Source organism: Cobetia sp. ICG0124 (assembly GCF_004006355.1).
Lineage (GTDB): Bacteria > Pseudomonadota > Gammaproteobacteria > Pseudomonadales > Halomonadaceae > Cobetia > Cobetia marina.
In genome coordinates this window covers 203799-217944 of sequence record NZ_CP024893.1, presented here as the reverse complement: position 1 = coordinate 217944, position 14146 = coordinate 203799, and the positions used below count along the sequence as shown (strand labels likewise).

The 14146-nt window shown below is 58.9% G+C and carries 6 protein-coding genes and 2 rRNA genes; 1 reads left to right on the top strand and 7 read right to left on the bottom strand.

All coding sequences use genetic code 11. The annotated features are described in order from the left end of the window. The 4 genes from CU110_RS01065 to ilvC form a co-directional block, all read right to left on the bottom strand. Positions 1-2898, bottom strand: a 23S ribosomal RNA gene (locus tag CU110_RS01065). A gap of 242 nt (positions 2899-3140) precedes the next feature. Then, a 16S ribosomal RNA gene (locus tag CU110_RS01060) occupies positions 3141-4681 on the bottom strand. The 16S and 23S rRNA genes sit together here, the layout of an rRNA operon. 603 nt (positions 4682-5284) lie before the next feature. Continuing rightward, complete coding sequence (pssA, locus tag CU110_RS01055) at positions 5285-6136, bottom strand: CDP-diacylglycerol--serine O-phosphatidyltransferase (RefSeq protein WP_077373497.1); 852 nt, start codon at positions 6134-6136, stop codon at positions 5285-5287. Between the two features lie 209 nt (positions 6137-6345). Next, entirely contained in the window at positions 6346-7362 is a 1017-nt protein-coding gene (gene ilvC / locus CU110_RS01050) for a ketol-acid reductoisomerase (RefSeq protein WP_043337232.1), read from the bottom strand. Positions 7363-7682: 320 nt separating this feature from the next. Between ilvC and ilvY the strand changes: the two genes are divergently transcribed. Continuing rightward, the gene (ilvY, locus tag CU110_RS01045; RefSeq protein ID WP_084207772.1) at positions 7683-8612 is read left to right on the top strand and encodes an HTH-type transcriptional activator IlvY; all 930 of its coding nucleotides are present in this window, start codon (positions 7683-7685) and stop codon (positions 8610-8612) included. Positions 8613-8679: 67 nt separating this feature from the next. On the opposite strand, the gene ilvN is transcribed toward ilvY, so the two are convergent. From ilvN to clpB, 3 genes are all read right to left on the bottom strand, one after another. Beyond that, complete coding sequence (gene ilvN / locus CU110_RS01040; RefSeq protein WP_043337227.1) at positions 8680-9171, bottom strand: acetolactate synthase small subunit; 492 nt, start codon at positions 9169-9171, stop codon at positions 8680-8682. Continuing rightward, positions 9171-10895 carry an acetolactate synthase 3 large subunit gene (locus CU110_RS01035; RefSeq protein ID WP_084207771.1) on the bottom strand — a complete coding sequence of 575 codons (1725 nt, stop codon included), beginning with the start codon at positions 10893-10895 and terminating at the stop codon, positions 9171-9173. The genes ilvN and CU110_RS01035 overlap by 1 nt, the downstream gene beginning before the upstream one ends. 577 nt (positions 10896-11472) lie before the next feature. Further along, entirely contained in the window at positions 11473-14112 is a 2640-nt protein-coding gene (gene clpB / locus CU110_RS01030; RefSeq protein ID WP_127734358.1) for an ATP-dependent chaperone ClpB, read from the bottom strand. Positions 14113-14146 lie beyond the last annotated feature (34 nt).

Below are 14146 nucleotides of genomic sequence, written 5' to 3'. Positions count from 1 at the left end.
ATGGTCAAGCCTCACGGGCAATTAGTACTGGTTAGCTCAACACATTGCTGTGCTTCCACACCCAGCCTATCAACCTTGTAGTCTTCAAGGGCCCTTCAGGAGGCGCAAGGCCTCAGGGAAGTCTCATCTTGAAGGGGGCTTCCCGCTTAGATGCTTTCAGCGGTTATCCCGTCCGAACGTAGCTACCGGGCAATGCCATTGGCATGACAACCCGAACACCAGAGGTTCGTCCACTCCGGTCCTCTCGTACTAGGAGCAGCTCTTCTCAAACTTCCGACGCCCACGGCAGATAGGGACCGAACTGTCTCACGACGTTCTAAACCCAGCTCGCGTACCACTTTAAATGGCGAACAGCCATACCCTTGGGACCGACTTCAGCCCCAGGATGTGATGAGCCGACATCGAGGTGCCAAACACCGCCGTCGATGTGAACTCTTGGGCGGTATCAGCCTGTTATCCCCGGAGTACCTTTTATCCGTTGAGCGATGGCCCTTCCATACAGAACCACCGGATCACTAGAACCTACTTTCGTACCTGCTCGACGTGTCTGTCTCGCAGTCAAGCACCCTTATGCTCTTGCACTCAATGCACGATTTCCAACCGTGCTGAGGGTACCTTCGTGCTCCTCCGTTACTCTTTAGGAGGAGACCGCCCCAGTCAAACTACCCACCATACACTGTCCTCGATCCGGATAACGGACCTGAGTTAGAACGCCAATGATGTCAGGCTGGTATTTCAAGGTTGGCTCCACCGCATCTGGCGACGTGGTTTCAAAGCCTCCCAGCTATCCTACACAGACAACATCAGCATCCAGTGTAAAGCTATAGTAAAGGTTCACGGGGTCTTTCCGTCTAGCCGCGGGTACACAGCATCTTCACTGCGATTTCAATTTCACTGAGTCTCGGGTGGAGACAGCGTGGCCATCATTACGCCATTCGTGCAGGTCGGAACTTACCCGACAAGGAATTTCGCTACCTTAGGACCGTTATAGTTACGGCCGCCGTTTACCGGGGCTTCGATCAAGAGCTTCGGACGAATCCTAACCCCATCAATTAACCTTCCGGCACCGGGCAGGCGTCACACCCTATACGTCCGCTTGCGCGTTTGCAGAGTGCTGTGTTTTTAATAAACAGTTGCAGCCACCTGGTATCTTCGACCGGTAAGAGCTTACGGAGCAAGTCCTTCACTCGAACCGGTGCACCTTCTCCCGAAGTTACGGTGCCATTTTGCCTAGTTCCTTCACCCGAGTTCTCTCAAGCGCCTTGGTATTCTCTACCTGACCACCTGTGTCGGTTTGGGGTACGGTCGCATGTGATCTGAAGCTTAGAGGCTTTTCCTGGAAGCGTGGCATCGATGACTTCCTGACCGTGGTCAGTTCGTCTCGCATCTCGACCTCAGAGGAACCGGATTTGCCTGATTCCTCGGCCTACATGCTTTCACCAGGACAACCAACGCCTGGCTCACCTAGCCTTCTTCGTCCCCCCATCGCAACCACATCCGGTACGGGAATATTAACCCGTTTCCCATCGACTACGCGTTTCCGCCTCGCCTTAGGGGCCGACTCACTCTGCTCCGATTAACGTAGAACAGAAAACCTTGGTCTTCCGGCGGGGGAGTTTTTCACTCCCCTTATCGTTACTCATGTCAGCATTCGCACTCGTGATACCTCCAGCAGACTTCTCAATCCACCTTCATTGGCTTACACGACGCTCCTCTACCGCTCATCCATAAGGATGAACCCGTAGCTTCGGTACCTGATTTAGCCCCGTTATATCTTCCGCGCAGGCCGACTCGACTAGTGAGCTATTACGCTTTCTTTAAAGGATGGCTGCTTCTAAGCCAACCTCCTAGCTGTCTGAGCCTTCCCACATCGTTTCCCACTTAATCAGGATTTTGGGACCTTAGCTGACGGTCTGGGTTGTTTCCCTTTTCACAACGGACGTTAGCACCCGCTGTGTGTCTCCCACGCTGCACTCACTGGTATTCGGAGTTTGCCTCGGGTTGGTAAGTCGGGATGACCCCCTAGCCGAAACAGTGCTCTACCCCCAGCGGTGATACGTGAGGCGCTACCTAAATAGCTTTCGAGGAGAACCAGCTATCTCCGGGCTTGATTAGCCTTTCACTCCGATCCACAGCTCATCCCAGCATTTTTCAACATACTTGGGTTCGGGCCTCCAATTGATGTTACTCAATCTTCACCCTGGCCATGGATAGATCGCCCGGTTTCGGGTCTATACCCTGCGACTGGTCGCCCAGTTAAGACTCGCTTTCGCTACGCCTCCCCTATACGGTTAAGCTCGCCACAGAATATAAGTCGCTGACCCATTATACAAAAGGTACGCGGTCACACCACGAAGGTGCTCCCACTGCTTGTACGCATACGGTTTCAGGATCTATTTCACTCCCCTCGCCGGGGTTCTTTTCGCCTTTCCCTCACGGTACTGGTTCACTATCGGTCAGCCAGGAGTATTTAGCCTTGGAGGATGGTCCCCCCATGTTCAGTCAAGGTTTCTCGTGCCCCGACCTACTCGATTTCACGATACTCAGACTTCGACTACGGGACTATCACCCTGTATCGTCAAGCTTCCCAGCTTGTTCGTCTAGTTCGTCTGTCAGTTGTATCGCTTAAGGGCTGGTCCCCGTTCGCTCGCCGCTACTTGGGGAATCTCGGTTGATTTCTTTTCCTCCGGGTACTTAGATGTTTCAGTTCCCCGGGTTTGCCTCTATAGGTTATGTATTGGCCTATAGATACTCACCTGATGGTGAGTGGGTTTCCCCATTCGGAAATCGTTGGGTCGCAGGGTATTTGCCACCTCGCCAACGCTTATCGCAGGCTATCACGTCCTTCATCGCCTCTGGCTGCCAAGGCATCCACCGTATGCGCTTAATCGCTTGACCATATAACCCCAAGGGGTCTGTCAAGGATTACGAATCTGTCGGACCTCTCCGACATATCGTTTTGATGGAGATGTGCTTGGCGCACATTCCATCGTCAGCATGATTCACATTGTTAAAGAGCGGCTGTTCAGAGAACAGTGAGAAGCGCGCTCTGTCGAGCACGCTTGCCACTGCCGGCTAAGCCAGCAATAAGATCAGGTAATTCGTTGTGAGCACTTGCCGCGAGCAGTAGACAGTGTCGATAAGGAGGTGATCCAGCCCCAGGTTCCCCTAGGGCTACCTTGTTACGACTTCACCCCAGTCATGAACCACACCGTGGTGATCGCCCTCCCGAAGGTTAGGCTAACCACTTCTGGTGCAGTCCACTCCCATGGTGTGACGGGCGGTGTGTACAAGGCCCGGGAACGTATTCACCGTGGCATTCTGATCCACGATTACTAGCGATTCCGACTTCATGGAGTCGAGTTGCAGACTCCAATCCGGACTGAGGCAAGCTTTATGGGATTGGCTCCACGTCGCCGTATTGCAACCCTTTGTACTTGCCATTGTAGCACGTGTGTAGCCCTACCCGTAAGGGCCATGATGACTTGACGTCGTCCCCACCTTCCTCCGGTTTGTCACCGGCAGTCTCCTTAGAGTTCCCGACATTACTCGCTGGCAAATAAGGATAGGGGTTGCGCTCGTTACGGGACTTAACCCAACATTTCACAACACGAGCTGACGACAGCCATGCAGCACCTGTCTCAGAGTTCCCGAAGGCACCAATCCATCTCTGGAAAGTCCTCTGGATGTCAAGGGTAGGTAAGGTTCTTCGCGTTGCATCGAATTAAACCACATGCTCCACCGCTTGTGCGGGCCCCCGTCAATTCATTTGAGTTTTAACCTTGCGGCCGTACTCCCCAGGCGGTCAACTTATTGCGTTAGCTGCGCCACTAAGTCCTCAAGGGACCCAACGGCTAGTTGACATCGTTTACGGCGTGGACTACCAGGGTATCTAATCCTGTTTGCTACCCACGCTTTCGCACCTCAGTGTCAGTGTCAGTCCAGAAGGCCGCCTTCGCCACTGGTATTCCTCCCGATCTCTACGCATTTCACCGCTACACCGGGAATTCTACCTTCCTCTCCTGCACTCTAGCCAAGCAGTTCCAGATGCCGTTCCCAGGTTGAGCCCGGGGCTTTCACACCTGGCTGACTTAGCCACCTACGCGCGCTTTACGCCCAGTAATTCCGATTAACGCTTGCACCCTCCGTATTACCGCGGCTGCTGGCACGGAGTTAGCCGGTGCTTCTTCTGCGAGTGATGTCTTTCCTCGGGAGTATTAATCCCGAAGCGTTCTTCCTCGCTGAAAGTGCTTTACAACCCGAAGGCCTTCTTCACACACGCGGCATGGCTGGATCAGGCTTTCGCCCATTGTCCAATATTCCCCACTGCTGCCTCCCGTAGGAGTCTGGGCCGTGTCTCAGTCCCAGTGTGGCTGATCATCCTCTCAGACCAGCTACGGATCGTCGCCTTGGTGAGCCGTTACCTCACCAACAAGCTAATCCGACATGGGCTCATCCGATAGCGCAAGGTCCGAAGATCCCCTGCTTTCTCCCGTAGGACGTATGCGGTATTAGCCTGAGTTTCCCCAGGTTGTCCCCCACTATCGGGCAGATTCCCATGCATTACTCACCCGTCCGCCGCTCGACGCCTTCTAGCAAGCTAGAATCGTTTCCGCTCGACTTGCATGTGTTAAGCCTGCCGCCAGCGTTCAATCTGAGCCATGATCAAACTCTTCAGTTGAAAGCTTGATAGTCTGTTAAGCAGACCAAACTTGGTTCAGAGTCAAACTTCTCGTGAGAGGCTTGCTCCGATATTTGGTGACCTTGTCACCACTCATCGGCAAGCGCTCACACGAATTACCTGATCAAATTTTTAAAGAGCGTCGCTGTTAAGCGAGGAGGCATATTCTATCCGGAACGCCTTGAGAAGTCAAGCACTTGATGATGAGTCAATCGACTGCCTCTAAGCATCATTCCAAGCGGTGAGGAGCGTTGCTCCGATCACCTGTTCCGTAAGGAGTGCGGCGTATTCTAGCGAATCGCCCGGGAATTGTCAATCGATGATTTGGAAGCGGACTTCAAAAACATCAAACAAAACAATCACCTGCAAACCTCTTTCACCGCTGGTAACGCCATGCGTCCCCGGCAGCGGATGCGTACTTTACGCATCGATCTCGGGCTGAGCACAAGGGCTTTTTCCATCGATTGTCATTTCGAGGACATGCGGGCGACACCTATTCTCTCGTCGCTTGCTGACACCTTTCTTCCCTGGCCAGAAACGCATTCGGCCCCGCCAGAAATGGCGGGGCCGAATATCGATCATCACACCAATGGCAGCTGGCGCTTACTTGTTGCCGCGCAGCTTGCGGCCCAGTGCCATGATCGGGCCACTGGCGACATAGCAACCGAACAGGCCCAGCAGCATCACGGACGGCTCCAGCGAGATGACCACGAAGGCCAGCACGATGGCGAGCAGCGCGACGAAGGGCACCGGCCCCTTGAGGTCGATCTCCTTGAAGCTGTAGTAGCGGATGTTCGACACCATCAGGATACCGGCAGCCGCGACCACGAAGACCATCAGCGACTTGAAGGCGAAGGTCTCGGCGTCGAAGTTGTGCATGGTCCACACACAACCAGCCACGAGTGCCGCCGCTGCCGGACTGGGCAGGCCGATGAACCACTTCTTGTCGGTGGAGCCTATCTGGACATTGAAGCGCGCCAGGCGCAGCGCCGCGCCCGCGACATAGACGAAGGCGGCGATCCAGCCGATCTTGCCGACATCCTGCAGAATCCAGCTGAAGGTGACCAGTGCCGGTGCCACGCCGAAGGACAACATGTCCGCCAGGCTGTCGTACTCCGCACCAAAGGCGCTTTGCGTATTGGTCAGGCGAGCCACACGTCCATCGAGACCATCCAGCACCATCGAGACGAAGATGGCGATGGAGGCATTGGCAAACTCGCCGTTCAGCGCACATACCACAGCGAAGAAGCCAGAGAACAATGCCGACGTGGTGAACAGGTTGGGCAGCAGGTAGATGCCACGCCGACGAACGGGCTTGCCATCCTCGATGGCCTCTTCCACGACTTCGCTGTCGTCGGTGAATTCTTCCACCACCTTGTCCAGCACGGAACTGCTACGGCGGGTCGGTTCTTCGGGGGCATCTTCTGCGCCGGGATGTCGATTTTCGTCAGTCATGGGATTCCTTGCATCATGCCTCGTCGTGGCAGGGTAACCACATTCTACACCTGCCAGTGAGCGCGAATAGTAGTGACACCCTAGCGGCCTCACCGTCGACTGTCACTTCCCTCCCCCATTCGATAGCGCTTATAGAGCAACAACGCAAGCGGGGCGCCCTCCTGATGGAGAGCGCCCCGCTCATTTCACGCCGGATCCAATTGGCAGGATCAGTTGCGTGACTTGTCGACCAGCTGGTTGGCAGTGATCCACGGCATCATGCCGCGCAGCTTCTCACCAGTCTGTTCGATCGGGTGCTCGGCGTTCTGACGACGACGGGCCGTCATGGACGGGTAGTTGGTGTTGCCTTCCTGGATGAACATCTTGGCGTATTCACCGCTCTGGATGCGCTTGAGTGCATTGCGCATGGCGACACGGGACTGCTCGTTGATGACTTCGGTGCCGGTCACGTACTCGCCATACTCCGCATTGTTGGAGATGGAGTAGTTCATATTGGCGATGCCACCTTCGTACATCAGGTCGACGATCAGCTTGAGCTCGTGCAGACACTCGAAGTAGGCCATTTCCGGTGCGTAGCCGGCTTCGGTCAGGGTCTCGAAGCCCATCTTGACCAGCTCGACCGCGCCACCACACAGGACAGCCTGCTCACCGAACAGATCGGTTTCGGTCTCGTCCTTAAAGGTGGTCTCGATGATGCCGGTACGACCGCCGCCGACGCCTGCCGCGTAGGACAGTGCGATGTCCTTGGCCTGGCCAGTCGCATCCTGGTGGATGGCGATCAGGTCCGGGATACCGCCGCCCTTCACGAACTCGGAACGCACGGTGTGACCCGGTGCCTTCGGCGCGATCATGATGACGTCGAGGTCAGCACGCGGCACGACCTGGTTGTAGTGGACGTTGAAGCCGTGAGCGAAGGCCAGTGTCGCGCCCTGCTTCAGGTTCGGTTCCACCTGGTTCTCGTAGATGGCCTTCTGGTTCTCGTCCGGCGCCAGGATCATGACCAGGTCGGCCGCCTTGACCGCTTCCTCGACTTCAGCAACCTTCAGGCCAGCCGCTTCGGCCTTGGCCCAGCTGGAGGAAGAGCGACGCAGGGCTACGGTGACGTCGACGCCGGATTCCTTCAGGTTGTTCGCGTGGGCGTGGCCCTGGGAACCGTAACCGAGGATGACCACTTTCTTGCCCTGGATGAGGGAGAGGTCACAATCCTTGTCGTAATAGAGTTTCATCGTCATTGCTCCTGGCGGCTCACCCCGTCAGTGGGATGGCGTGAGATCTTGAAAGAGTGTCTGTTGTTCTTGCGACCCTTCCCGCGAGGGAAGGGCGTATGTCAGTGTCCAACGCCGACGGCCATCTATCCTGACCGCTCTGCGTCCCTGGGAGGTCGTGCGCCTTGGATCAAGGTCTGCCGTCCTCCTCCTGCGCGGCGATGAGTCCACCTTACCCGCACCTCGACATTGCGTAAAATGCTATATTTGCACCATCATATGCCATATGGCGCAACACAAGGCATTTCCCCCTTCAGCACTCATCGACAGCGGACTCCGGCATGGACAATCGTCAACTCAAGCAATTCCTAACCCTCGCCGAAACGCTGCATTTCGGACGCGCCAGTACTGCCCTGCACCTGAGCGCCTCTGCCCTGTCACGTGCCATTCGCGCCATGGAAGAGGAACTGGGCGTCAGCCTGTTCGAGCGCGACAACCGCAGCGTCGCACTGACACCGGCGGGAGAGCGCTTCCGTCGTCATGCTCGCGAACTCCTGAGTCAATGGGATGACATTCGTCAGTCATTGCTAGAAGACAGCGACGAACTGCGTGGCGAGCTATCCCTGTACTGCTCGGTGACCGCCAGCTACAGCTTCCTGTATGAGATTCTCGCCTCCTTCCGGGCCCGCCATCCGCATGTGGAGCTCAAACTGCATACCGGTGACCCCGCCGTGGCATTGGAGCGCGTGCTGATGGGCCACGAGGACCTGGCGATCGCCGCACGCCCGGACGTGCTGCCCTCGCGCCTGGCCTTCACCGACTTCGCCGAGTCGCCGCTGCGCTTCATTGCCCCGCGTCGTGATGGCCCCGGCCATCAGCTGGAAGGCATCGGCGAGGCGGACGATTCGTCAGCGGGGGACGACCACATCGACTGGGCGCGCGTCCCGATGATCCTCTCCGAGACCGGCTTGGCGCGCGAGCGCTTCGATGCCTGGTGCCATACTCGTGGCATCAAGCCGCGCCTGTATGCCCAGGTTGCCGGCAACGAGGCCATCGTCAGCATGGTCGGATTGGGCTTCGGGATCGGCGTGGTGCCGCAGATCGTGCTCGACAACTCCCCGCTGGCCGATCAGGTGCGCATCCTCGATGTCGATCCGCCGCTGACCCCCTACAAGGTCGGGCTGTGCGTACAGGAGAAACGTCTTCGACATCCACTGGTACGCGCACTCTGGGAACAGCTGCCCGGTACCCCGCGACGGCCAGAGGAGTGATGACGCCACAACGAAAACGGCGCCCCGAGGGGCGCCGTTCTTGTCTTGCGTTTCCACAATCACCGTCTTACAGGCTCAACACCTTCTCACCGCGGGCGATGCCGGAGACCCCGGTACGTGCCACTTCCAGCACGCCTACCGGCTGCATCGCCGCCAGGAAGGCATCCAGCTTGCCACCGTCACCGGTGATCTGGATGGTGTAGAGGCTCGGCGTGATGTCAACGATCTGGGCACGGAAGATGTCCGCCGTGCGCTTGATCTCGTCACGCTGGGCGCCCAACGCCTTGACCTTGACCAGCATCAGCTCGCGCTCGATGTGGCTGCCCTCGGTGAGATCCACCAGCTTGACCACATCCACCAGCTTGTTGAGGTGCTTGGTGATCTGCTCGATGACGCGATCTTCGCCGACCGTGGTGACGGTCAGACGTGACAGGGTCGCGTCCTCGGTCGGGGCCACGTTGAGGGTCTCGATGTTGAAATTGCGCTGTGAAAACAGGCCGACGACCCGTGACAGCGCGCCCGGTTCGTTTTCCATCAGAATGGAGATGATATGGCGCATCAGGTCCGCTCCGTCTTCGTAAGCAGCATGTCACGCATGGAGCCGAGAGGCACCTGCATCGGATAGACGTGTTCACGCGGGTCGACATAGATGTCGAGGAACACCAGCTCGTCCTTGTTGCGGAAGGCTTCTTCCAGCGCAGGTTCGAGCTCCTCCACCGTGTGCACCTTGATGGCACGGAAGCCATAGGCGCCCGCCAGCTGCACGAAGTCAGGCAGCGACTCCATGTAGGAATGCGAGTGACGGGACTTGTAGTTCAGGTCCTGCCACTGACGCACCATGCCCAGCGACTGGTTGTTGAGGTTGATGATCTTGACCCCGATCCCGTACTGCTTACAGGTCGAGAACTCCTGCATCATCATCTGGAAGCTGCCTTCCCCGGTGAACAGCACCACATCGTCATCCGGGTAGGACATCTTGATGCCCATGGCCGCCGGGAAGCCGAAGCCCATGGTGCCCAGACCACCGGAGGTGATCCAGCGGTTGGGGCGCTGGAACTTGTAGTACTGGGCGGCGAACATCTGGTGCTGACCGACATCGGTGGCGACGAAGGCTTCGCCACGCGTCGCGCGGTGCACGGCTTCCACCACCTGCTGCGGCTTGAGCGGCTCGCCCGGGGCGGACGGCTCATACAGCTTGCCTTCACGCTCGGCACGCCAGCCATCGATCTGGGTCCACCAGGCCTCCAGTGCATCGGGGTTGGCCAGCTCACGACCCTGCACGAGGCTGATCATCTCGTTGATCACGGCATCGGCCGGACCGACGATCGGTACATCGGCGCGCACGGTCTTGGAGACTGAACTCGGGTCGATGTCGACGTGGATGATCTTGGCCGTCGGGCAGAACTTCGAGGTGTTGTTGGTCACGCGGTCATCGAAGCGCGCGCCGATGCAGATGATCAGATCGGTGTGGTGCATGGCATTGTTCGACTCATAGGAGCCGTGCATGCCGGGCCAGCCCAGACACTGGCGATCGCCCTGCGGATAGGCACCGATGCCCATCAACGAGGTGGTGATCGGGAAGTTCAGACGGCGCACCAGGTCGGTCAGCGCTTCGCTGGCACGACCGGAGACCACGCCACCGCCGGTGAAGAACAGCGGGCGGCGGGCCTTGAGCATCAGCTCGACGGCCTTCTTGATCTGGCCGCTGTGGCCACGGGTGACCGGGCTGTAGGAGCGCATGCGTACCTTCTTGGGGTAGCTGTACTCATAGCGTTCGGTCGGGGCGGTCATGTCCTTCGGGATATCGATGACGACCGGCCCCGGGCGACCACTGGAGGCCAGATAGAAGGCCTTCTTGATGACTTCGGGAATCTCGCTCGGATGCTTGATCGAGAAGCTGTGCTTCACGATCGGGCGAGTCACACCGACGATGTCGGTTTCCTGGAAGGCGTCTTCACCGATCAGGTGGCTGGCGACCTGGCCACACAGCACGACCATGGGAATCGAGTCCATGTAGGCCGTGGCGATACCGGTCACGGCATTGGTCGCGCCGGGGCCTGAGGTGACCAGCACGACTCCGGGCTTGCCGGAAGCGCGTGCGTAGCCATCGGCTGCGTGGGTAGCAGCCTGTTCGTGGCGGACCAGAATGTGCTGGACCTTGTCCTGACGGAACAGGGCGTCATAGATGTGCAGCGCCGCTCCACCGGGATAGCCGTATATATACTCCACGCCCTCGTCATGCAGCGCGCGGGCGATCATGTCAGCGCCGGAAAGCAATTCCACTTGGTTGTTCTCCCCTGGAGGTCTCGAGTGCGTCCGGCAGCAATACGCAAGCCGGATCGAGTGCGACCTGAATGTCGCTACCGCAACAGTTGCGGCACCTGATGCCAAACCCTGGCGTCTGCGGCCCGGTTAGGGCCTGCACTCTTGTCGCATCGGTTGGATGCGGTCGGGGCTGATGGCCGATCGGTACGGTTGGCGTACCCTGATCGGCATATCCTTCGACAGGCGGACAGCGACTCAGCGTCTGTCCTTCACGTGGCGCTTCGAGGGTCGCCCGAATGGCCACGCCCGCAATCAGGAATGGTCAAGAGTCCAACAGCCGCAAGGGGCTGTCAACTCAACCTTACGCCAGTGTGCGCCGCCTACGCCAAATGCCACACCGATAACGGGAAATCCGGCCATATGCGTGCGTAAAACCTCACAGATGGCATTTAATTCGCAATTTTCTGCCTCGTGATTTTCAGCATCCCTGCCGCCGGGTTGTCATTTTGCGCCCAGACGACAGACACGAAAACGCCCCACCGCAAGTGGAAGACAGACTTCCGTCACGGTGGGGCGTCACTCACGGGCGCGCGATTCAGCGCGTGAAGGTCAGTTCTCCGCCCTCTTCGCCGACCTGGATCACGTCACCGGGCACGAATTCACCGCCCAGCAGCGCCTGGGCCAGCGGGTTCTCGATACGGCTCTGGATGGCGCGCTTGAGCGGACGCGCACCGTAGACCGGATCGAAGCCTGCCTTGGCCAGCAGCGCCATCGCGGCATCAGTGATCTCGAAGCCGAGATCACGTTCGGCCAGCCGCGCCTTGAGCCGCTCGAGCTGAATACCGGCGATGGAGGCGATCTGCGCCTGCCCCAACGCGTGGAAGACCACCACTTCATCGATGCGGTTGATCAGCTCCGGCCGGAAGTGATTGCCCACGACTTCCATGACCGCCGTCTTCATGTCGTCGTACTGGAAGGCCGCCTTGCGATCGACACTCTCTTTCTGCGTGTCTTCCTCGTCCGCCAGCTCGCCATTGAGACCGCTCATGCGCTGGATCATCTCGGACCCCAGATTCGAGGTCATCACGATCACGGTATTGCGGAAGTCGACGGTACGCCCCTGCCCATCGGTCAGGCGGCCATCTTCCAATACCTGCAGCAGGATATTGAAGACATCCGGATGCGCCTTCTCGACCTCGTCGAGCAGCAGCACGGAGTACGGCTTGCGACGCACGGCCTCGGTCAGATAGCCACCCTCTTCATAGCCGACATAGCCGGGAGGCGCGCCGATCAGACGGGCCACGGAATGCTTCTCCATGAACTCGGACATGTCGATGCGCACCATTGCCTCTTCGGTATCGAACAGGAAGCTGGCCAGCGACTTGCAGAGCTCCGTCTTGCCGACCCCGGTCGGGCCGAGGAACAGGAAGGAGCCGTTGGGGCGATTCGGGTCCGATAGCCCGGCGCGTGAGCGACGCACCGCATTGGCCACCGCGATCACCGCCTCGTCCTGACCGATCACCTTCTCGTGCAGCGCCTCTTCCATGCGCAGCAGCTTGTCGCGCTCGCCTTCGAGCATCTTGGAGACCGGAATGCCGGTCCAGCGCGAGACGACCTCGGCAATCTCCTCCTCGGTGACATTGGAGCGCAGCAGCACGTGGGCGGAGGTATCCGCCTCGCCTTCGCCGGCTTCGCTGATCTGCTTCTCGAGCCCCGGAATCACGCCGTACTGCAGTTCCGACATGCGGCTGAGGTCGCCGGCACGCCGCGCCTGTTCCAGATCGATGCGCGCCTGTTCCAGTTCGGCCTTGAACTGCGCTGCCCCCTGGATACTGGCCTTCTCGGCCTTCCAGACCTCATCGAGATCGGCATATTCGCGTTCCAGCTCCGCGATCTGGTCCTCAAGCGCGCCGAGACGCTTGAGTGCCGCTTCGTCGGTCTCCTTCTTGAGGGCTTCACGTTCCATCTTGAGCTGGATCAGACGGCGGTCGAGACGATCCATCTCCTCCGGCTTGGAGTCCAGCTCCATGCGGATGCGTGACGCGGCTTCATCGATCAGGTCGATCGCCTTGTCAGGCAGCTGACGGTCCGTGATGTAGCGCGATGAGAGGCGCGCGGCCGCAATGATCGCACTGTCAGTGATATCCACCCCATGGTGCACCTCGTAGCGTTCCTTCAAGCCACGCAGGATGGCGATGGTGTCCTCCTCGCTGGGCTGATCCACCTGCACCTTCTGGAAACGACGCTCCAGCGCGGCATCCTTCTCGATGTACTGGCGATACTCGTCAAGCGTGGTGGCACCGACACAGTGCAGCTCGCCACGCGCCAGCGCCGGCTTGAGCATGTTGCCGGCATCCATCGCGCCCTCGGCCTTGCCCGCGCCGACCATGGTGTGCAGCTCATCGATGAACAGGATGACCTGGCCTTCTTCCTGCGACAGCTCCTTGAGGACGGACTTGAGGCGCTCCTCGAACTCACCGCGGAACTTGGCCCCCGCCAGCAGCGAGCCCATGTCGAGAGACAGCACACGCTTGTTCTTGAGGCCTTCCGGCACCTCACCATTGACGATACGGCTGGCCAGCCCCTCGACGATGGCGGTCTTGCCGACACCGGGCTCACCGATCAATACCGGGTTGTTCTTGGTGCGACGCTGAAGGACCTGAATCGTGCGGCGAATCTCCTCGTCACGCCCGATCACCGGGTCGAGCTTGCCGTCGCGCGCACGCTGGGTGAGGTCCATCGTGTACTTGTTGAGTGCCTCTCGATTGTTCTCGGCGTCGGCATCTCCCACCGCCTCGCCACCGCGCAGTGCATCGATGGCGGAGGTCAGGGCGGGCTTCTTGATGCCCGAGGAGGTGAACAACTTGCCGAGATCACCGCCCAGCTCCAGCGCGGCCAGCAACGCGAGCTCGGAAGCGATGTATTGATCGCCGCGTTTCTGGGCTTCGCGGTCGGCCAGGTTCAGAAGCTTGCCGAGCGCCTGGGAAGGCGCGACATTGCCGTCGAACTGGGACACGGTGGGCAGGTCATCCAGTTGACGCTTGAGCCCGCTCATCAAGCTGGTGGCATCACCGCCCGCCTTGTTGACCAACGCCTTGAGACCGCCATCGCGGTCCTCCAGCAGGGCCAGCAGCAGGTGCTGGGGATGGATTTCATTGTGGCCTCGCCCGACGGCGAGCGACTGGGCATCCGCAAGCGCGTTCTGCAGCTTGCTGGTGAGTTTGTCGATGCGCATGGTGCCTTCTCCTGAGAGTCATGGCGGTACTCCT

Excerpts from the sequence above, each read along its gene's own strand:
- ilvN (WP_043337227.1), bottom strand. The coding sequence starts at position 9,171 with ATGCGCCATATCATCTCCATTCTGATGGAAAACGAACCGGGCGCGCTG.
- ilvY (WP_084207772.1), top strand. The coding sequence starts at position 7,683 with ATGGACAATCGTCAACTCAAGCAATTCCTAACCCTCGCCGAAACGCTG.
- pssA (WP_077373497.1), bottom strand. The coding sequence starts at position 6,136 with ATGACTGACGAAAATCGACATCCCGGCGCAGAAGATGCCCCCGAAGAA.
- ilvC (WP_043337232.1), bottom strand. The coding sequence starts at position 7,362 with ATGAAACTCTATTACGACAAGGATTGTGACCTCTCCCTCATCCAGGGC.
- clpB (WP_127734358.1), bottom strand. The coding sequence starts at position 14,112 with ATGCGCATCGACAAACTCACCAGCAAGCTGCAGAACGCGCTTGCGGAT.